This window comes from Candidatus Nomurabacteria bacterium, from assembly GCA_020631975.1.
GTDB lineage: Bacteria > Patescibacteriota > Saccharimonadia > Saccharimonadales > CAIOMD01 > JACKGO01.
Map to the genome: position 1 here is coordinate 331437 of JACKGO010000001.1, position 21034 is coordinate 352470.

Below are 21034 nucleotides of genomic sequence, written 5' to 3' on the forward strand. Positions count from 1 at the left end.
TTAGCCTTTCATCAGCGTGTCGTTAAGGATTGTTTTTATGTTTTTTGCTTCTTTATATTGTAGACCAGAATTTGTTTGCGACTTTTGTAATCGTGGACCAATAACACTTGTGAAACCCATTTTTTGGGCCTCTTGAATGCGTTTTTCTAGCCATGGTACATGTCGCACCTCTCCACTTAAACCTACTTCGCCAAACACCACAGCATCTGTACTTAGTTGCATGCCTTTCGCTGCTGAAGCAATCGCCATGCATATAGCCAAATCGGCAGCGTTTTCAGTTATTTTTATGCCTCCAACTATATTGATATAAATGTCTTTGTCAGAAAGCTTCAGCTTGGTTCGGCGCTCAAGCATTGCAACAAGCAAATTAAGTCGGTTTAGATCAAACCCAGATGCTGCACGCTTAGGATAGCCGTAGCTTGTTGTATTAACGAGTGCTTGTACTTCTACTAGTATTGGCCTTGTGCCTTCTAGGGTTGCGAGCACGATAGAACCGTCACTGATTTGTCGCTCTGAAAGTAATGCTGCTGATGGATTTGTAACGACATGCAGACCCTTATCGGACATCTCTAGAATGACTGCTTCGTTTGTAGAGCCGAACCTATTTTTTATGCCTCTTAAGACGCGAAATCCTGCATATCGGTCACCCTCTAGCTGCAATACGACATCCACTAAGTGTTCAAGAACTTTTGGGCCTGCGATAGAACCTTCTTTTGTAACGTGCCCCACCAAGATAACCGCAGTATTGGACTGTTTAGCTGCCAGCGTAATCAGTTGAGCACTGTTCGTAACTTGGCTGACTGAGCCGGGCACACCAGTGATTTCATCTGTTGCTAATGTTTGCACTGAATCGACAATAACCACATTGTATTCACCAGAAACAATCGTAGTAGCAATGTCGTTTGCGCTGTTACTGGTTGCTATAACTACGTTTTTATCTATTGCACTGCTAATACGCTTGCCTCTCATGGCGACTTGTTCTGCTGACTCTTCACCACTTACGTATAGAAGCGAGCTAGTCTGTGCAATTGCATACGCAAGTTGTAGTAGTAACGTGCTCTTTCCTATACCAGGTTGTCCAGCTAGCAGTGTCACGCTACCATGTACTAAACCACCACCTAACACCTTGTCTACATCAGCCACACCAACAGGTATTCTGTCTGAATGGCTGACTGCGGTCTGCTCATTGATAGTTGTTGCTTTAAGCACGCTTCCGCTATGGACTGCTTGTTGGCCTTTTGTGCTGCCACGAACGTCTAGCACTTGCTGGATAGTGTTCCAGGCGCCACACGTAGCACACTTACCACTCCAGGATCCGTATGCTTCTCCACAATCACTGCAAACATATTTTGTCTTAGCCTTTGGCATAACGATTAGTGTACCATTTTCATTCGTAGTATTGATATTTACTATCGATACTATTTACCAGGTCTTGTTGCCTGTCTACTGTGCTATTGTACTCTTGAACCAGTTTATTATACTCTGCGATTAACTGTTTAAGACTGCTTATTTTTTGATTATATGCCTCAACTTGTTGATTGTAGCTAGGCACCAATGCGTTATATTCTGCGAATTTTTTTTGGGAACGGTATGCTTCTAGTTGGCGTTTTGTTTCTAGTAGCGCTGCTTCATCTTCACCTATTTGAGCTTCTTGCTGCGAGATTTCTGATTTACGTAAGGCTAAATCACCATTGATGCGCTGTGTGTCACTTTTTGCTGTATCAAACACAGCTTCGTAACTTTCTGAAAGTGCTACAACTTTCTGTCTATCAGAAAAATACGTACGATAATACTGCTCTAATTGTGGGTCTAGTGAGGCAACTTCTGTGCCTAAAATAGAATGCATCTCGTTTGGTACGACGGACGGGTCTTTATCTTGGTATCCTTTTATGAGCTGCAGTATTCTTGGATTGTTGATTTTCGTAACCATAGTCGCCGTCATTTCATCTACTTGTTGGCGCTGCTTGGGGCTTAGTCTGTCGTATGCAGCATGGAGCATTTCGTGCGAAGCAGTTACCTCTTTAATGCCTGCGAGCTCCGGTTTTTGCACATTATAAATGTATATATCGGTGTCTTTATTAAAATCAAATCCTGTATAGCACCCTAGTACAATTGTTGCTTCGCTTGATGTACAAACGCTATTAAACTCAGCCTGCTCAGTTATTTTAGGCACATGTGAGTAAAATATCTCTGCGCCCGTTTCGTTCATGCCGCTATCTTTTGCTAATTGTACGATTTCTGGGCTAGGTGTGTAAGAACGGAGTACATACGCATCAAATATTGTAAACCGGTTAAACCACACAAACACAATAGACACTACCATAGCGATAAAAACTGTTGTCCATAGCCATTTAACTGTCCGTGTCATCGTATATATAAGTATACCGAATTATTCGTGGATTACACTAAACGTAAGTAGTTTTTTATCTGTAGTAACAGTTATTACGTCACCTGCCGTAAAAGTTCCGTCTAATATATTATCCGCCACTGGATCTTCGATTTCATCTTGAATGGCTCTGCGCATAGGGCGTACTCCGTTGTGTACATCGTAGCCTTTTTTTAGTAGCCAGTTTTTGGCAGCTGCGCTTAAGTGTATGCCAATTTTTTGGCGCTGCAAACGTTGGGCTAATTCATTAATTTGAACATCAATAATTTTACGCACAGCTTGTTTGTTGAGCGCTTTAAAGACGATTATTTTATCTATACGATTAATAAGCTCTGGACGCATATGCTTTTTCAGTTCTTCTTTTACTTTTTCGCTATTTTCGGCATGGAGTTCATCGACAGATTTATCATTTGCCTTGCTGGCAAAGCCAAGGTTAACCTCTTTTTGCAACAACTTAGCACCAATATTACTCGTAAGCATGATAATCGTATTCCTAAAGCTCACCTTACGACCTTTTGCATCTGTGAGTTCGCCGTCTTCAAAAATCTGCAGAAGCATATTAAATACTTCAGGGTGCGCTTTTTCTATCTCATCAAATAACACAAGGCTATACGGTTGGCGACGAATTTTATCAGTTAACTGACCACCTTCTTCGTACCCTACATAACCAGCTGGGGCGCCAACTAAACGTGCCACTGTGTGGCGCTCACCAAATTCACTCATATCAATTTTAATCAGTGCATCTTCTTTCCCAAAAAACTCTCGTGCCAGGACACGCGCAAGCTCAGTTTTCCCTACACCTGTTGGACCCATGCACATAAATGTACCGATTGGTCTTTTTTCACTCCCTACACCAGAACGATTTCTTCGTATAGCCCGTGCAATAGCATTAATTGCCTCTTCTTGCCCAATTACATAGCGGCCGAGGTGTGATTCTAATTTTAGAAGATTTTTCGCCTCTTGACGCATGAGTTTTGTAAGCGGAATCGACGTTGCTTGATGTACTACCCTCGCAATGTCATCACCGCTAAGTTCTAGTCGCTTATGCTTGCCCAGCTTGCTTTTTAGTTCATCAAGACGTGCCTGTGCCGCACTAATACGTTGTTTATATTTTGCGGCTTTTTCGTAATCTTCTTGCTCTACTGCATCATCACGACGAACAGTAAATAAGCGTATTTCTTTTATAAGTTGACGATATTCTTTAGGTGTTTTGCCTTTATCTACGCGCAATAATGCGGCTGCTTCATCAAGCAAATCAATTGCCTTATCCGGCATATAGCGATCACTTATGTATCTATCGGCAAAATATACCGCGTCTTCTATCGTTGCATCAGAAATACGAACACCATGGTAATCTTCGTAGTGTTTTTTAAGCCCTTTTAAGATTGCGAGCGTTTCTGTGGTAGTGGTCGGTGGTATAACGACAGGTTGAAAACGTCGTTCGAGCGCAGCATCTTTTTCTATATGTTTATGATACTCGCTCGTCGTCGTGGCGCCGATGACTTGTATTTTGGCACGCGCAAGCGCAGGTTTAAGTATATTCCCTGCATCAATAGCTCCTTCTGCCGCCCCAGCGCCAACGAGAAGGTGCATCTCATCAATAAATATAATAATTTTTCTATCTGCCATTAGCTCGTCCATAACCTTTTTTAGGCGCTCTTCAAACTCACCACGGTATTTGGTACCGGCAATCATGGCAGCTAAGTCTAATACAACAATGCGTTTTTCTAGTAAGCTGTCAGGTACCTCTTCTGCAACAATTCTTTGAGCAAGGCCTTCTACGACGGCTGTTTTACCAACCCCAGGTTCTCCAATCAAAACAGGGTTATTTTTACTCCTGCGGTTTAATATCGTGATGGTACGTTTTATAGCGTCTTCTCTACCAACAACCGGATCTAGCTTATCTTCAGCTGCGAGAGCCGTCAGGTCACTCCCAAATACATCGAGAACACTTTTACCACCTTTGCGACGTGACTTAGTTGCCGTGCGTTTGCGAGATTGGTCTGAATCAAACTGCTGCTTCTGCAAAAAGTCATCAAAAGAATTCAACAATTTATCAGTATTGATATTCATATCTCTAAGCAGTACTGTCGCACGTGAATTTTTTTGTTGCAAAATACTAAACACAATGTGCTCGGTCCCACACATGTCTTGGCCGTAATCTTGTGCGTAATCCCAGCTCACCTTGAGTGCTAATTTAGCGGTTTCGCTGAGACCTTTCGCACCAAGATTAATGACGAGATTTTTAGGAGTTAGGTTAAGGGCTAGCTGGGCTCTCTCATAGGAAACGCCTGCTGTGGTGAGTATTTTAGAAGCTACTGAATTGTCTTGAGCCAATACTCCCAGAAGTATGTGTTCAGTGCCGACATATGCCGAACCTTGCGTACGTGCAACATGATCAGCATGTTTTAGGCTCATAAGGGCATTATCAGTCAGGTGGTTCAGAAATTCTTGCATATCTTGTGACTCATTCATGACAATACCCTTATTCTTTCTCTAGATATTAATAGTGTAGCAATCATACCATTTAATTATATGAAATTAGCACTCATTAATCAAGAGTGCTAATTACAATCTCGTATACGTCTAATACAGACCTCTTTTATTCGCCGTGTTCTTCGATTGCCTCAAGGAGACTAGACTCTAAATCACTTTTTTTCTTGAGTTTAGGAGCGTTAGAGGCTCCGACGACAGTGTCTTTCTTTTCTGGTACTTCAGCAGCTGCTGGCTTATCTCCTACAACATCAATATCATACCCAGTGAGCCTACTGGCAAGTCGTACGTTTTGGCCACTTCTGCCAATCGCTATCGATAGTTGGTCTTCTTCTACAGTTACTTTGGCCTTTTTCGCATTTTCGTTAAGTTCAACGCTTACGACTTTGGTTGGGCTAAGAGCATTAATAATGTACTCCTTGGTATCGCTTGCAAAAACTACGATATCAATTTTTTCTTGTTCACCAATTTCACTCATAACTGCTTGTACACGCGTCCCATGACCACCAACAAAAGTTCCCACTGGGTCAACACCTGGCAAATTACTGGCAACGGCTATTTTAGTTCGTACACCTGCTTCGCGAGCTATGCCTTTAATTTCTACAGCGCCACCTTCCATTTCAGGTACTTCGTTCCGAAACAAATGTTCAATAAATTCAGGACAACCACGGCTTACTACCAGTTGGGCACCTTTAAAACCACGCTCAACGTCTTTTAGATACACCTTCAGACGTTGGCCCGGATGGTAACGCTCTCCTTGTATTTGTTCGCTCGGTGGTAAGATTCCCTGAGCACGATTAATCTCAATTCGAACCATCCGACCCTCAATGCGAGTTACGATAGCATTTAGAACGGTGTGGATTTTGTCTTCGAATTCAGCCAATACAACTTCTCGCTCGGCTTCACGTAATCGTTGTAGTATGACTTGTTTTGCCGTTTGGGCAGCCACCCGTCCAAAGTTTTCTACCTTTTCTTCTATCTCTACCGTTTCATCAAGAGCGACATCTTTACGAATTGCCTGTGCGTCTTTGAGTGAAATTTCTAAGTGCTCATTCGTTACATTATCTACTACAGTTTTTGTAATAAATACTGTTACGGAACCATCATTGATATTAATCACAGACCGCACTTCTTGGTCTTTGTCACCAAAATCTCGGCGCCATGCAGCTGCTAATGCTTGTTCTATAGCCTCTTGTACGACATCTTCTGGTAAGTTCTTTTCTTCGGCAATTGTTCGAACTGCCATCACTAATTGTTTTGTCTCGATATCCATTTTATTTCTACTCCCTTCTTCAGTAAAAAATCCGACCAATATGGTCGGAACGGTGTACTTCGTATGATACCATAGAGTGGCAGCTAAAACAACCTAATTAAAGCAAAAAGGAGAAACCCTTGACTGATGTAGCCCGACTATATCGTGAATTTACCCCAACTCATTATGATGTTCATTTAACTCTAGATGCGACACTCCTAAGATTTAGTGGCACCGTTACCGTATTTGGTGATAGAAAAAAAAGTTCGCCCCATATACGGCTTCATGTGAAAGATTTGCAAATCATAGGTGTAACAGTTGATAGTACCGCCTGCGATTTTTCTATCAACGAAGACATTCTAGATATTCACATACCAAACATTAAAAAAACAAGTATATCTGCGACAGTACATTTTAGCGGCACTATAACAAAAGCAATGCACGGTATTTACCCAGCATACACAAATGATGGTTCGGTTATCCTCGGCACCCAGTTTGAAAGCCACCATGCACGTGAAGCGTTCCCTTGTATAGATGAACCAGAAGCTAAAGCTACGTTCGCATTACAAATAACGACACATGAACCAATTGTGCTGAGTAATATGCCCCAGCAAACAAGTCATCAGAATACAGATGATTCAACAACCTTTATTTTTGAAACGACTCCAGTGATGAGTAGTTACTTAGTTGCATTTGTGTGTGGTAATCTGCAGAAAGTTTCTACACAAACAGAAAACGGCACAGAAATTACAGTTTGGTCTAGTAAAGATCACGACATAGAATCACTGGTCTTCCCACTAGAAGTAGCGGTAAAAACCACCGAGTTTTTTAATGAATATTTTGGGGTGGCATATCCGTTACCAAAATGTGATCATGTGGCGCTTCCGGATTTTAGTAGTGGCGCCATGGAAAATTGGGGTCTCATCACCTACCGTGAAATCGCCCTTATTGCTGACCCAGACACCATATCAACCTCAGCTAAAGAATATATAGCAACGGTGATTGCACATGAAATATCGCATCAGTGGTTTGGTAATCTCGTGACGATGCAGTGGTGGGATGATCTGTGGCTGAACGAAAGTTTTGCCACACTTATGGAGTACTTAGTGATAGACGCTATATACCCAGAGTGGAACGTTATGTTAAGCTTTGCTGCCCACGATGCTCTGAGCGCATTTAGACGCGACGTATTGCCTGGTGTGCAACCAGTAGCCACACCTGTACACCACCCCGATGCAATTAGCACACTTTTTGACCCTTCTATCGTATATGCCAAGGGCGCACGATTGTTATATATGGCCTATCACGTTGTGGGCGATCGTAATTTTAAAAAAGGTCTACGAAACTATTTTAAACATCATGCCTACCAAAACACTGTTGGCGCAGACCTGTGGAATGCGCTCGGCGCTGCAAGTGGTATAGATGTTGCTTCCATTATGCACGGTTGGATTACCCAGTCAGGATTCCCGTACATAAAAATTACACCGGTAGATGATACCACACTCAGTGTAGAACAACATCAGCTGACAACCACAATGCATACATCTGAAAAACTGTGGTCAATACCGCTATGGTCTTCAGACAACTCAGCGCTCGATATTCTCGATACAAAACGCAAACTGGTGCATGTACAAAAACCACATACTCGGTTTAACATATACGGTGGACATTATGTGCCATACTACACGTCTGATGCAACAAGATTGGCAATTTATGACGATGTCAAACATCATCGCATCTCACCAGATGCACGTTTATTGTTATTGCATGACCCACTACTATTAGCCCGCTGTGGTGTTGGTTCACTTACAGATGCCTTGACTTCTCTGAGTTATTACGTAAACGAGACCGAACAGTCTGTGTGGAGTGTGATTAGTCTTGTTATCGGTGACACAAGACTCATGATAGAGGGTAACGAAACAGCAGAGTCGTCTCTAAAAAAACTTACATACCGTTTAATAGAGAAGCAGTATACTCGTTTAGGGCTCGTGTCTAAAGTAACCGATACCAATAATGACAAGAAACTTCGCAGCATTATTGCAGGCTTAGCTATATACTCAGAAGAACCTGATGTCATTAAAACAGCAACGAAAATATTTAATGATTGCGATGATTTTGAAGCTCTACCAGTTGACACTCGATCAGCAATTCTAACAGCGGTTATTAAATCTGGTGACAAAGCGATGTTTGATTCATTCCTTACTGCCTACCCAGCAACTAAAAATGGTGATATACAACTTGATATTGCTGGTGCTCTATGTGCTACAAAAGATACCACTCGTATCAAAAAACTGATTAGCCGGCTTAAAGATCAGCAATTTGTTAGATTACAAGATCTTGATAGGTTTTTGGTATATCTTTTACGCAATCAGGCAAGCCGTGCCAGCGCATGGCAGTGGCTGGTTACCAACTGGCATTGGATTACAGAAGTATTCGCCCAAGATAAATCGTATGATAACTATCCACGTTACAGTGCTGCCGTCTTTTCTACACAAGAGTGGCTTAATACTTACGCTGAACACTTTACACCACTAGCGGATATCCCTTCATTGGCCCGTAATATAGATTTAGGCACCAAAGATATTACTGCTAAAATAGAGTGGCGTCAGCGCGATCAAAAAGCAGTAGAGTCGTGGCTTTCTACAGCTCTATAAAAGCACTGACTACGGGTGGCTGACCAGCCACCGCCATAGCGCATAACGATGCATCGTGACTCCACTTAGCCTGTGTTAACCAAAGCTCTGCTGCAAATTGCATTTGCTGCAATTTCCTAGGTGTGATTGAGTCTATGCCATCGCCCCAAGCATCATTCCGACGATATCGTACTTCTACAAAAAATATAACGTTTGCTTTTTTAGTGATAATATCAATTTCACACCAACGAGTTTGCCAGTTTTGATCAATTATTTGATACCCATTCTGCAGCAACCATTGTACGGCAGCCTGTTCAGCTTGGCGTCCTACTTGTGTCGTGTTCATCTTACTTAAAACTATATCAGACGATTCTACTAGGTAGCGAAAATGAAGTTCTGTGCAAGGGTGTTATACCGTACTGTTCTATCGCTTTTCGATGCCTTAAGGTACCGTAACCTACATTGTGCCAAAAATCATACGCATCATAGATACTATCTTGAGAGCACATCCAGTTGTCTCTTATGACTTTTGCGTAAATACTCGCCGCACTCACGGCTGGTACAGTGTTATCTGCCTTAATGCGCACCGTACTCGCTTCATAGGCTGGTAATAGCTGAATAGAACCGTCTATGACTACTTCTTCTGATGTCGGGCTGAGCTCTGCTAAAGCGCACCCTGCAGCATAATATAACGCTGCGCTTAGCCCTATGTCATCAATTTCATCGGCTGATACCCAGCCTACACCAATGTCACAGTTTTTTTCTATATGTACAAATAACTCTTCGCGGCGTTTTTTGCTAAGCAGCTTGGAGTCTTTAAGACCATTAATAGGCTTATTCAAACGGGCAGCACACACAACAAGAGGGCCAGCCCATGACCCTCTTCCCACTTCATCTATGCCTATCATTTATAAGTACGTACTAGTCGTTAGCGCGATCTTTGGCTACTTCTTCAAACTTCTTTGTCTCTGCTGTTGCTTCGGCGGCTTCGGCTTGTGCAGCTGCTTCGTGATCGGCTTCTGCTTCGGCATGTATTTTTGCCTCGGCAGCTTCTGCCTGTGCATCATGTATGGTATTGACCGCTCGTTTATCAAAATCTACACTTGTCAGTCTTGCAGATTTACCAGTACGAACACGCATGTAGCTTAAATAGTTACGACGTACTTTACTTCGTTTGGTGACCTCTACTTTTAAAACGTTTGGGCTGTGTATGATGAATGATTTTTCTACACCAATACCGCTCGCAAGCCTTCTTACAGTAATACTACTGGTGAGACTATTCTTACGATCAGTTCTTATGACAAGACCTTCAAATACCTGAACACGCTCTTTTGCGCCTTCTTTAATTTTTTGATGTACCTTAACACTGTCGCCGGTTCTTACGTCAACAACTTGGGGTTTTTTATACTTTGACTCAATAGCTTGTATGACACTTTGCATGATTTATCCCAAAATTATTATTACAATCAGTGGTTTACTATAGCACATAAACCCACAATATAAAAGGCTAAAAAATACAAGATTAGATGTGTACAATAGATACAAGCATGAACATATACGAAGAAGCACTCCGTGCGCATAAAAAAGCTCGTGGCAAACTCGCCATTGTATCTAAAGTACCATTAAAGTCACGGCACGATTTAAGCATTTATTACAGCCCAGGTGTCGCTGCTGTTTCTGAAAGGTTAGCGAAGCATCCTTCAGAAACCCCACTGTATACCAATACTCATAACTCGGTCGCGGTCGTGTCAGATGGCACAAGTGTACTAGGACTTGGCAACATAGGACCCGAGGGTGCCCTGCCCGTTATGGAAGGAAAAGCTATCTTGTTTAAGCATTATGCAGGTATCGATGCCATACCTATCGTGCTAAACACGCAAGACCCAGACGCAATTATAGAAACAGTCGTTGCCATAGCGCCAAGCTTTGGTGGTATAAATTTAGAAGATATTGCTGCTCCACAGTGTTTTTATATAGAAGATGAACTTAAAAAGCGTCTTTCGATACCCATTATGCACGATGATCAACACGGTACTGCTGTAGTTGTGTTAGCTGGGCTCATTAATGCGACACGCTATGTTAAGAAAGACCTTAGTGCTTGTAAGGTTGTTCTTGTTGGTGCTGGAGCGGCTGGAATCGCTATTGCTAAACTGCTCACACAATACGCTCAACCAACAATTGTAGCGGTAGATAGCAAAGGAGTTATAACTACTTCTAGGTCAGACTTAACTCCAGAAAAACAGATGCTAGCACAATTATCTAAAAATGATGGATCTACTAGTTTAGAACAAGCTATTAAAGGCAGTGATATATTTATTGGCGTTTCACGCAGTGGTTTGTTAACTGAAGCTATGGTGCGTACTATGGCAGAGAATCCTATTATATTTGCACTTGCCAACCCAGAGCCAGAAATTTTACCTACTGTGGCAAAAGCCGCTGGAGCGGCTGTCGTGGCAACTGGGCGAAGCGACTACCCAAATCAAGTCAATAATGTCTTGGCATTTCCTGGCTTGTTCAGGGGAGCGTTAGACACACATAGTGCTATTACAGATGCACATAAAATGGCGGCGGCCGAAGCATTAGCTGCACTGGTGACTCACCCTACTGCAGATGCCATTATTCCTAGCCCATTTGATCGCCATGTCGCCGATAATGTAGCGGCAGTATTTAAAAAGCGCTAGACAAGTACGCGACTGATTTCTTCTATTGTAGTTTCGCCTGCAAGCGCTCGCAACACGCCCTCTTGTAGCATGGTGGTCATACCATCTTGGATAGCTACTTGCTGAATACTACGCTCTGTAATTTCTCTAATAGGCTTTTTTAGTTCAGCTTCGACTGTTGGGGTCATGAGCAACAACTCTCTCACTGCAAATTGGCCGCTATACCCAAAAGGAGATGTAGCGCTTGGTACTGCTTTATATAGTTGCACATTGTCTAGATTTGGTTTTTCTATTCTAGTTGGTAATGTGTCAATAATTTTTTTCAACCATGCAATCGTAGACGCATCAGGTGTATATGGCTGTTTTGTTGTGTCGTCTAAGCGACGTATGAGTCGTTGGGCCATAATTACTCGTATGGCAGAGGCAAATAGTGGGTTTTCTGAAATAGCGTCTAGCATGCGAGTAAGCGAGGCTGCAGCCGAACCAGCATGGTAGGTAGAAAGCACTAAATGACCCGTTAAGGCCGATTGTAAAGCGGTTTTTGCTGTGTCATTATCACGAATTTCTCCAACCATAACAACATCTGGGTCGAGCCGTAGCACCGCCCGGAACTTTTCAGCAAAACCTGTTTTAACCTGCCGAGAATCAACCGGTATCTGGGTTACCCCTTTGATATTGTATTCAACTGGGTCTTCGAGTGTTATTAATTTCCGTTCAGTACTATTGAGTTCATTTAGAATGCTATACAACGTAGTAGTTTTACCTGAACCGGTTGGACCAACAATCAGTACAAGGCCATTAGGATGGCTAATTACTTCTTTGACTATATGTAGCTCGTCTGGTTGAAGGTTCAATTTATGCAATTGCATAAGGTCTGTATTTAACGTGAACAACCGCAGAACTGCGTCCATACCATGTACAGTCGGTACCGTTTCTACACGCAGGTTTACTTCTACATTAGAACCATCGGCAAGCATATAATTCTTATTTATGTGTCCAGTTTGAGCATCTGCCGAACTGGTAGATATGTTTGCTGCTACAGCGAGACTTGATACTAATTGCCGATATTTTTCTATACTGAGCAAGGCAATTGGGTGCAACACGCCATCAACCCTAAACCGGATACGAACTTCATTTCGATCTGTCTCTAGATGTATATCAGACGCGTGAAGCTGATATGCTTGCTTTACAACGTATGCGAGCATATCATCTGCCCGCACCGAGCCGAGTGTATGGGAAATTGTAGCTACTTGCTCAGTATTTGTAGTATTACCAATATTAATATCATCGTAAATAACTTGTTTGGGTGGGTCGTATTTTCGTAATAAATCACGATACCCACTGTCAGAAATTAAGTAAAACTCTATTCTTTGGTCTAGATGATCTTGGCGCAGTTTTTGCAAAATAGCTTGAGGTGTCGTATTGGTAATACCAAAACGCATCGTATTCGCGTCTACATACAAGGGTACGAATTTATGTTTTTTTATGTCTTCTATACTGACTGCTTCTTTATAAATTGCAATATCTACATTTGAAGTATCAAAATATGGGACCCCAACGATATGTGCTTGGCGCTGTGCAGTCTGTTCGTCTAGACGTCTTGCTTGGTTTTCGTCTTGCATACCCTTACATAGTAGCAAGCATAAGGAGTATAGGCTATATATAATTTGTTACTATAGAATACATGATCCCTATTGCCCTTATATTGGATAATATTCGGAGTACCTACAATGTTGGGAGCATACTCCGTACAGCCGATTGCTTTGGCGTACAAGAAATCTTCTTTAGCGGCTATACTCCGTATCCTATCAGTAAGGCAGACCGGCGCATGCCTCATATAGCTAAAAAACTTCATGAGCAAATTGCAAAAACAGCACTCGGGGCTGAATCTACACTGCCTTTTAGCGTATTTGATACGATAGCAACAGCCATCGACGCAGCCCAATCAGCCGGGTATAAGATTATTGGTATAGAACAAGATACAAACAGTATACCGTTAGATTCGTACAGCTTCACCCAGCCAAGTGCTCTTATCCTTGGGAATGAGCTTGATGGTGTTAATACATGGACGAAATCTCGCTGTGATGTCATACTAGAGATTGAGCAGTACGGTACAAAAGAATCACTTAACGTCGCAAACGCAGCCGCAATCGCACTGTATACGACACGAACAAAAACATAAAATCACCATGCAATACCATTACAGCAATCATCATACGCTAGGCCACAGTTTATATACACTTGGGGCTTTTTTACTGCTTTTTGCTGTCACCTTATTTACTCCATTAAATCTACAAGCGAGCTACGCGATTGGTGCCGATACGATTATTACCCTCAGCAATCAAGCTCGTCAGCAAAATGGAGTACGTGAACTTTCAACCAATAGCCAGTTAATGAGCGCAGCGCAAGCCAAAGCAGAACACATGGTGCAGAATCAGTATTTTGCCCATTTTGCACCAGACGGGAAAACACCTTGGGATTTCTTTAAAGAAGCCGGCTATAGTTATAAAGTTGCCGGTGAAAACTTAGCGATTACAAACGAAGATGATGCAGCTGTCGTGAAGGGCTGGTTAAATAGCCCTACACATAGGGAAAATTTATTGAGTACACAATATAATGAACTTGGTATTGGTATCGCTCGTTACGGGGATTACCAAGGTAGCAAAAATACGACCGTGGTAGTGGCTCTCTATGGTGCAGCCTTGCCCCAGCTAAGTGTTGGGGAACCGCAGCCTACCAACCCGGCTGGCACAATCGCAGTCTTACAACCTGCAATGTTTGGCACCAAGGCCTATGCTGTCATTGGTGTAGCAATATCACTCATTATTGCCGGTGCGCTCCTAGAGATACGGCACATTCGCAGACGTAACATATAACCTGTTAATGTAATTTTACAGCGTCGTCGCCAACTACGTTGGCCAAGGCTTCATGGAACCCTTCACTGTACTTAATTTTCTGAGAAAGACGTATAGGACGTTTTTTATCACCCACCACCAGAACGGTTTCTGTATTACCCAGGTGTTGTTCTAGAATCACTTTGATATCTCGCAGCACATCGTCTGTATGATGAGTTTGCAAACGAATGTAAAGACGTTTTGTCTTGGGGAGGGGTGTATCTATTGGTGGACGTGACTGGGTTTTTTTAGGTTTACCAAGCGACGTTTTTACACCAGTCGGCTGATATGCTTTAGCCTCGTCCAAACTAAGTAACATAAATGTATCTGCAATTAATTTTGGCTCAGCCATAGCATTGCCTGCTTTGTCTTTACTGTTCACTCGCCCTTTAACAAGTACAACTTTATCTTTCACTATACTTGCACTATTTGCTTCTAGTACTCGCGGAAACACAACAACTTCTATTTGATCGCCAACAATATCTTCTACTTGTACAAAAGCCATCGCTTGTCCATTTTTGGTAGTTATTTGACGAAGATCACTAATACTGCCTCCAATAGTTGCCGTCTTACCATCATCATCTATCCGTATCGTGGCGAGTGGCACCGCTTTTTCGGTCAATATTACGTCGTATGATTCAAGCGGGTGACTAGATAAATATAGCCCAAGAAGTTCACGTTCCCATTGCAAATATTCATGGGTCTGATACAGCCCAGTTGATACAATTTCTACCTCTGGCTTTACTTTTGCTATCTCACCAGCGCCAAACAGATCAACCTGCCCATCAAGCGCTTCTTTACTCAATTTTGATGATACCGCTACAATTGAGTCTATACTTTCTAGCAGCGCACTTCGATCACCAAACCGATCTAGTGCACCACTTTTTATGAGACTTTCTAGCACTTTTTTATTAATTTGACGGGCATTAGTGTGTTCGAGAAAATCCGCTAATTCATTAAACTGACCGTGAGTTTCTCTTGCAACAATTATATTTTCTACTGCATTGTGCCCGACGTTTTTTATGGCATCCATGCCAAAGCGTATAGAAGGTGCTTCATCTTGCTTGTGAGGTACTACCGAAAACTCATGAAACGATTCGTTAACATCTGGAGGCAAGACGGTAATACCCATATGTTTACATTCGGTAATTTCAATTGCCAATCGATCTATATCATCGTAATCGCTGGTCATGAGTGCCGCCATGAAAGCTGCTGGGTAGTGTGCTTTTAAATAAGCCGTCCAGTATGCAATTAGTGCGTAGCATGCGGAGTGAGATTTATTGAAAGCATAATCAGCAAATCCCATTAAATCATCCCAGAACTTTTCCATTACATCTTTGGGTACGCCGCTATGTTCAACACCACCATCTATAAACTTTTGCTGCATCTTGAGCATAACTTCGCGTATTTTTTTGCCAATCGCTTTTCGTAACGTATCAGCTTCACCGCCACTAAAGCCACAGACTTCTTTACTAATCTGCATGACCTGCTCTTGATAAACAAGTGTGCCGTAGGTAGATGACAAAGCGTTTTCGAACTTTTTATGTGGCACGCTGACTGCTTCTTTACCGTTTTTTCGCCGGACAAACATATCTACGAGGCCTGCTTTTAAAGGTCCTGGGCGATACAAGGCGCACATGGCAATAATATCGTTAAATTCTGTGGGCTTCAGCTCTTTTAAGTATCGTTTCATACCAGCCGATTCTAGCTGGAACACGCCGGTGGTGTCTCCTTTGCCTAGTAACTCATATGTTTTTTTGTCGTCTAACGGTAAGGTATTTATATCTATTGTTACTCCGTAGACTTTTCTAATGATTCTTAGAGCATTTTTAATAGTCGTTAAATTAGAAAGCCCCAAAAAATCCATTTTTAGTAGGCCAAGCTCTTCAATAATACCCATTGGATATTGTGTAGATACAACCCCTTTCTGAGCCATTTCTAGTGGTACATAGGACACAATATCGTTTGGTGCAATCACTACACCGGCAGCGTGCACGCCGTGGCTTCTAATGGTGCCTTCTAGGCGCACCGCCATGTCGTACACTTCTTTTGCCTGTGGGTTAGAAGTGTATTCTTTTTTTAAGTCGTTGTTTTCTTTGATTGAAGTAGCCAGTGGCAAGTGACGGCCTTGTTGTGGTGGAGGCACTAGTTTTGCCATACGGTCGGCGTCGGCATAGGGTACTTGTAAAACACGTGCTACGTCGCGGACAGCTGCCCTCGCTGCCATGCGTCCATATGTCACGATATTTGCTACTCTGTCATCACCATATTTAGCAACGCAATATTCAATTACTTCTCCGCGGCGATTATCTTGAATGTCAATATCTATATCTGGCATACTAATGCGATCAGGGTTTAAGAATCGCTCAAATAGCAAATCGTTTTTAATAGGATCCAGATCTGTGATATGCAAGGCGTATGCAATAATTGAGCCAGCTGCCGAACCTCTGCCAGGTCCAAACATAATGCCTTGTTTTTTGCCCCAGGCGACAAAATCCCAAATTATTAAGAAATAGCCATTAAATCCCATGGAATCAATAACATCTAGCTCATATTCGGCTCGCGAAATTACCTCTTTCGGCAGTTGATTTTTAGCTTCTTTATGGGAAGGCTTTTTGGGTGCGTATCTCTCGGCGAGACCTTTATAAACAAGCTCATGTAAATATGATTTTTCAGTGTACTTTTTTGGCACTGGGAACTGAGGAATAAGAATATTACCTAGTTCAATTTCTATATCGCAGCGTTCAGCGACTGCTTTTGTATTGGTAATAACCTCTGGATAGTCTTTCCCCCACCTCTGAATTATTTCTGATGGTTTTTCTACGTGTAAAGGAAAATCTTTAAGTGACATCCTTTTCTCTTCGCTCACGTATGAACCTGTACCAACGCAGAGCAGTACTTCGTGTGCATCTTGATCTTCGTGTTTTAGGTAATGCGCGTCACAAGTTACAACGACTGGTATGTCTAGCTCTTTGGCAAGATCAAGAATTTTTGTATTAATATCCTCTTGTTCTTTGTTGGTGAGGGGATTATCAGGGTGGCCGTGGTCTTGAATTTCTAAATAATATCTATCACCAAAAGTTTTTTTATACCACAATGCTACTTCTTTTGCCTGCTTACGTTGCCCATTTTTTAGGGCATTGGCTACTTCACCACTCATACACGCACTCAAGGCGATTACACCTTCATTATACTTTTCTAACAAATCATGATCTATCCGAGGATGATAGTAAAAGCCTTCTAAGTTCGCAATAGTAGAAAGCCGCATTATATTTTTATACCCAGTGTTGTTCATGGCGAGCAGCACCAAATGATATCGCTGTTTATCTTTTGCTGGGTCTTTGTCAGTGTGTTTGCGCATAGCAACGTATGTCTCTATGCCTATGATTGGTTTTATACCCTTTGCTTTGGCTTCCTTGTAAAATTCTACCGATCCACTTAAAGTGCCATGATCTGTTTTAGCTATCGCTTCCATACCCTGTTCTTTTGCAAAATCAAGCAATGGTCCTAATTGTGTAAGACCATCTAATAAACTAAATTGCGTATGATTGTGCAAATGCACATAGTCACTAGGACGAAGCGTAGCGATAACAGCACCCCTCACCGTTATGTAATGATTTATCTCTAATTATTATAAAAGGGCCCGTGCAATATGTCACGGACCCTAGTAAATTACACTACAGTCTTATCTAAGATTTTTTTAAATAATCTATGAGATGTTGCTTTGCTTCGCTCGCTTCGGTGAGAGCCTTGTGCAAATCTTTATCTTGCGCTTCGCCTTGTTTAACAGCCTGCAAGACATCTTTAGCTTTCGTCTGTGCGACTTTTGCTTTCCCTACTAGTTCATGAACTTCTTTTTTACCCTTGTCAGAATAATATTTTGCTTTTTGGGTAGCTTCTTCTATTACTACATTAAGTTCATCACGGGCTGCTTGTAATCGCTTGCCAGCTTCTGCCGCGTACTTATCGGCTTTATCTTTAATATCCTTGCGTGTTTCTTTACCACTTTTAGGAGCGGTGAGTATACCCGTTACGTACCCTGCAACTGCTCCAACTACGACAGCAGTAACTACGTTTTTGCCACTTGCTTTTGCCATGACTTAGTCCCCTTTCGATTGCTTATATTGTGAAACGACTTTCGTAACCATAGACATGACAGCAGTAGGCAGTGCAAACTGTCTTATCTTATCAGAAAAGCTGTCTATGTTGGTTACTATAGATTCGGCATGTTCGGTAATGACATCTATGCGTTTTAATACACGCACCATCAATACCCCTACGACAATAGCTATAATCAAAAATATTGCGAGTGTGATTGAAAGTATAATGACTAAAATTTCAAATGCATCCATATACTATATTTTACACACATTACTTGTTAAGTCGAGCGACCAAATAATCTCTAAACTCTTTTCCAAGCGTTTTATCTGCGAGGGCGTGATCTACAATTGCCCTTAAGTAGCTGGCTTTGTCACCTGCGTCGTGATAAATACCTTCTATGAATTTACCATATACCTTACCCTGTTGGGCAAGCTCATTAATACTATCGGCAAGTACTATTTCTCCGCTGTGTCCAACGTTTTCTTGTGCTACCACTGGCAGAATATCAGGAGTTAGTAAATAGCCACTCACTGCCGCAAATCTTGATGGTGCTGCATGTGGGCCAGGCTTTTCTACGAGCCTTTTTACTTGGGCATAGCCCTTTGATTGCTCGCCAACTATATCTGCGATACCGTATTTACTGGTATCTGCATCATTGACAGTAATAAGCGAGATGACAGACGCTCCTGTGGCTTCATATACCTTTAGCAGCTGAGTAGCTTGTGGTATTTTGCTTCTAAAAAAATCGTCGGCAAAAAACATAAAAAATGGTTCATCGTCATCAAGTAAATGGGATGCATTTAAAAGCGGCCGAGCGTTCCCTTTTGGCGTTCCCTTTTGGCGCACATAAATAAAATTTGCTAACTCTGCAATTTTTTTAATTTCGTCAGCCTGTTTAATTTTACCTTTATGGCGGAGCTCGTTTTCAAGCTCATCGCTTCTATCAAAATGGTCTTCGATCGCTCGTTTTGTACTACCTGTCACAATAATTATATCTGTTACACCAGATGCTACCAGCTGTTCTACGATTATTTGTATGACTGGCTTGTCTATGATGGGAAGCATTTCTTTTGGCATTGCTTTGGTTTGCGGTAAGAAACGTGTCCCCAAGCCTGCAGCCGCAATAATAGCTTTGGTTGGCTTTTTCATGTTACTTTACTCCGAGTTGCTTTTTAATCAGCTGCTGCACAATTGCTGGGTTGGCTTTGCCAGCACTCGCTTTCATTACTTGGCCCACCAAAAAGCCTATTGCCTTAAGTTCGCCATTTCGTACATCTAGTGCAGCTTTTTGGTTCTCTGCGAGCACTCGTTCAACAACTAATACGAGCTCTCCTTCGTCAGACACTTGCAACAAATCATGTTTTTTAGCAACTTCCATAGGTTCTGTATTGGTTGTAATCATCTCTGTTAGTATGCCCTTAGCGGCACTGCTGCTCACTTTGTTGTCATTTTGCATAGAAGCCAATGCAACAAGCAGGGGTACAGCCGATTGCACTTGTAGCCATGTCATTTTATTGTCTGCCACGAGCTTGGTTATTTCGCCGACACACCAGTGGGCAATAGTTTTCGCTGTGAGTGTATCGTGCTGCTCAATTGTCACTCGAACAATATTGGCAATGATTGGTAATTCTATAATGGTTGAAATTTGTGTCGTATCTAAACCAAGTTCACCAAATTGTTCGCGGAGTGCAGCAGGTAGTAACGGCATAGTTTGAGCTTCATAGCTAATTGCCTCTTGGCTGACTGTAATGGGTGGAATATCAGGATCAGGAAAATACCTATAGTCATGTGCATCTTCTTTGCTCCGCTGAGATACCGTTTGTTGTGTATCATCATCCCATCCACGTGTTTCTTGTACAATAGACTGGCCTTTTTCTAGTAAGCGTATTTGCCGTTTTATTTCGTACTCAACTGCTTTTTCTACACTCTTAAAACTATTTAAGTTTTTCGTTTCACTTCTGGTGCCTAATTTTTTTGGATCAGTGCTAACACTTACGTTCACATCAAAACGCATGTTGCCATGATATAGGTCTACATCGGAAACATCAGCGTATTTCATCAGAAGATACAATTCATGCACATACGCACGAGCTTCCTCAGCAGAATGCATATCAGGTGCCGATACAATTTCTAGTAGTGGGGTACCTGCGCGATTAAGATCTACCAGACTGTAGGTTTCGCCAGTTGGATGGCTGCTTTTACCTGCATCTTCTTCTAAGTGTGCCCGCTCGATACCTACCGTGACATACGAGCCATCTAGCATTGGCGCTTCTACCGTGCCGTCTACTACTATAGGTCGTTCATATTGTGTAATTTGATAACCTTTTGGCAAATCTGGGTAAAAATAATGTTTTCTGTCAAAGTGACTGGTTGGCGAAATAGTAGCGCGTAGAGCTAAGCCTGCCCTAATAGACAACGGTATCACTGCTGCATTTAGTACCGGTAATGTACCCGGCATACCAATACACAAAGGGCTAATGAGTGTATTAGGCGAAGCCTCACGGGCATCGTTGTCTACACCAGCAAATAGCTTCGTCTTTGTTTTTAATTGCACATGACACTCTATCCCTATCGTAGGATAGTAGCGATTTTGTACGAGGTATTTCTTGTCCATG

At 42.2% G+C, this 21034-nt stretch carries 17 protein-coding genes; 4 read left to right on the top strand and 13 right to left on the bottom strand.

From position 1 onward, the window contains the following. The 4 genes from radA to nusA all read right to left on the bottom strand — a co-directional run bounded on the left by radA (position 1) and on the right by nusA (position 6152). Positions 1 to 1374 (bottom strand): DNA repair protein RadA, encoded by a 1374-nt coding sequence (gene radA, locus H6795_01805; protein MCB9817255.1) that lies wholly within the window; start codon positions 1372 to 1374, stop codon positions 1 to 3. 13 nt (positions 1375 to 1387) lie between these two features. Next, positions 1388 to 2368 carry a hypothetical protein gene (locus H6795_01810; protein ID MCB9817256.1) on the bottom strand — a complete coding sequence of 327 codons (981 nt, stop codon included), beginning with the start codon at positions 2366 to 2368 and terminating at the stop codon, positions 1388 to 1390. Between the two features lie 21 nt (positions 2369 to 2389). Continuing rightward, a complete protein-coding gene (locus H6795_01815; GenBank protein MCB9817257.1) occupies positions 2390 to 4843 on the bottom strand; it encodes an ATP-dependent Clp protease ATP-binding subunit in 2454 nt (817 codons plus the stop codon). 145 nt (positions 4844 to 4988) lie between these two features. After that, a complete protein-coding gene (gene nusA / locus H6795_01820; GenBank protein MCB9817258.1) occupies positions 4989 to 6152 on the bottom strand; it encodes a transcription termination/antitermination protein NusA in 1164 nt (387 codons plus the stop codon). Between the two features lie 119 nt (positions 6153 to 6271). Here nusA and H6795_01825 point away from each other — a divergent pair, with 119 nt between their 5' ends. Then, positions 6272 to 8785, top strand: coding sequence for a M1 family metallopeptidase (locus tag H6795_01825; GenBank protein MCB9817259.1), 2514 nt, complete (start codon positions 6272 to 6274; stop codon positions 8783 to 8785). Here the strand turns inward: H6795_01825 and H6795_01830 are convergent. From H6795_01830 to rplS, 3 genes are read right to left on the bottom strand one after another with little or no spacing between them, the layout of a single operon-like run. Then, entirely contained in the window at positions 8772 to 9110 is a 339-nt protein-coding gene (locus H6795_01830) for a YraN family protein (protein ID MCB9817260.1), read from the bottom strand. The two genes, H6795_01825 and H6795_01830, sit on opposite strands and share 14 nt — an antisense overlap. Positions 9111 to 9126: 16 nt before the next feature. Beyond that, positions 9127 to 9672, bottom strand: coding sequence for a ribonuclease HII (locus H6795_01835; GenBank protein MCB9817261.1), 546 nt, complete (start codon positions 9670 to 9672; stop codon positions 9127 to 9129). A gap of 13 nt (positions 9673 to 9685) precedes the next feature. Beyond that, a complete protein-coding gene (gene rplS, locus H6795_01840) occupies positions 9686 to 10204 on the bottom strand; it encodes a 50S ribosomal protein L19 (protein MCB9817262.1) in 519 nt (172 codons plus the stop codon). Positions 10205 to 10290: 86 nt separating this feature from the next. On the opposite strand from rplS, the gene H6795_01845 reads away from it, so the two are divergent. Next, positions 10291 to 11445: an NADP-dependent malic enzyme gene (locus H6795_01845; GenBank protein ID MCB9817263.1), complete on the top strand. Its 1155-nt coding sequence runs from the start codon at positions 10291 to 10293 to the stop codon at positions 11443 to 11445. On the opposite strand, the gene H6795_01850 is transcribed toward H6795_01845, so the two are convergent. Next, complete coding sequence (locus tag H6795_01850) at positions 11442 to 13046, bottom strand: type II/IV secretion system protein (GenBank protein ID MCB9817264.1); 1605 nt, start codon at positions 13044 to 13046, stop codon at positions 11442 to 11444. The two genes, H6795_01845 and H6795_01850, sit on opposite strands and share 4 nt — an antisense overlap. A 62-nt stretch (positions 13047 to 13108) precedes the next feature. On the opposite strand from H6795_01850, the gene H6795_01855 reads away from it, so the two are divergent. After that, positions 13109 to 13606, top strand: coding sequence for a TrmH family RNA methyltransferase (locus H6795_01855; GenBank protein MCB9817265.1), 498 nt, complete (start codon positions 13109 to 13111; stop codon positions 13604 to 13606). A gap of 7 nt (positions 13607 to 13613) precedes the next feature. Beyond that, positions 13614 to 14300, top strand: coding sequence for a hypothetical protein (locus tag H6795_01860; GenBank protein MCB9817266.1), 687 nt, complete (start codon positions 13614 to 13616; stop codon positions 14298 to 14300). A 4-nt stretch (positions 14301 to 14304) separates the two neighbouring features. Here H6795_01860 and H6795_01865 read toward each other — a convergent pair whose 3' ends face one another. From H6795_01865 to gatB, 5 genes are all read right to left on the bottom strand, one after another. Continuing rightward, a complete protein-coding gene (locus H6795_01865; protein ID MCB9817267.1) occupies positions 14305 to 17922 on the bottom strand; it encodes a DNA polymerase III subunit alpha in 3618 nt (1205 codons plus the stop codon). A gap of 85 nt (positions 17923 to 18007) precedes the next feature. Beyond that, the gene (locus tag H6795_01870) at positions 18008 to 18415 is read right to left on the bottom strand and encodes a YtxH domain-containing protein (protein MCB9817268.1); all 408 of its coding nucleotides are present in this window, start codon (positions 18413 to 18415) and stop codon (positions 18008 to 18010) included. Between the two features lie 3 nt (positions 18416 to 18418). Continuing rightward, the gene (locus tag H6795_01875; GenBank protein ID MCB9817269.1) at positions 18419 to 18670 is read right to left on the bottom strand and encodes a hypothetical protein; all 252 of its coding nucleotides are present in this window, start codon (positions 18668 to 18670) and stop codon (positions 18419 to 18421) included. Between the two features lie 19 nt (positions 18671 to 18689). Continuing rightward, the gene (locus H6795_01880) at positions 18690 to 19568 is read right to left on the bottom strand and encodes an NTP transferase domain-containing protein (GenBank protein ID MCB9817270.1); all 879 of its coding nucleotides are present in this window, start codon (positions 19566 to 19568) and stop codon (positions 18690 to 18692) included. A gap of 1 nt (position 19569) precedes the next feature. After that, entirely contained in the window at positions 19570 to 21033 is a 1464-nt protein-coding gene (gene gatB / locus H6795_01885) for an Asp-tRNA(Asn)/Glu-tRNA(Gln) amidotransferase subunit GatB (protein MCB9817271.1), read from the bottom strand. Between the last annotated feature and the right edge of the window lies 1 nt (position 21034).

Bases quoted from the DNA above. Each gene is read 5' to 3' on its own strand.
- rplS (MCB9817262.1), bottom strand. From the start codon at position 10,204: ATGCAAAGTGTCATACAAGCTATTGAGTCAAAGTATAAAAAACCCCAA.
- H6795_01850 (MCB9817264.1), bottom strand. From the start codon at position 13,046: ATGCAAGACGAAAACCAAGCAAGACGTCTAGACGAACAGACTGCACAG.
- gatB (MCB9817271.1), bottom strand. From the start codon at position 21,033: ATGGACAAGAAATACCTCGTACAAAATCGCTACTATCCTACGATAGGG.
- H6795_01815 (MCB9817257.1), bottom strand. From the start codon at position 4,843: ATGCAAGAATTTCTGAACCACCTGACTGATAATGCCCTTATGAGCCTA.
- H6795_01870 (MCB9817268.1), bottom strand. From the start codon at position 18,415: ATGGCAAAAGCAAGTGGCAAAAACGTAGTTACTGCTGTCGTAGTTGGA.
- H6795_01860 (MCB9817266.1), top strand. From the start codon at position 13,614: ATGCAATACCATTACAGCAATCATCATACGCTAGGCCACAGTTTATAT.
- H6795_01845 (MCB9817263.1), top strand. From the start codon at position 10,291: ATGTGTACAATAGATACAAGCATGAACATATACGAAGAAGCACTCCGT.
- H6795_01875 (MCB9817269.1), bottom strand. From the start codon at position 18,670: ATGGATGCATTTGAAATTTTAGTCATTATACTTTCAATCACACTCGCA.
- H6795_01880 (MCB9817270.1), bottom strand. From the start codon at position 19,568: ATGAAAAAGCCAACCAAAGCTATTATTGCGGCTGCAGGCTTGGGGACA.
- H6795_01810 (MCB9817256.1), bottom strand. From the start codon at position 2,368: ATGACACGGACAGTTAAATGGCTATGGACAACAGTTTTTATCGCTATG.
- nusA (MCB9817258.1), bottom strand. From the start codon at position 6,152: ATGGATATCGAGACAAAACAATTAGTGATGGCAGTTCGAACAATTGCC.
- H6795_01855 (MCB9817265.1), top strand. From the start codon at position 13,109: ATGATCCCTATTGCCCTTATATTGGATAATATTCGGAGTACCTACAAT.
- H6795_01830 (MCB9817260.1), bottom strand. From the start codon at position 9,110: ATGAACACGACACAAGTAGGACGCCAAGCTGAACAGGCTGCCGTACAA.
- H6795_01835 (MCB9817261.1), bottom strand. From the start codon at position 9,672: ATGATAGGCATAGATGAAGTGGGAAGAGGGTCATGGGCTGGCCCTCTT.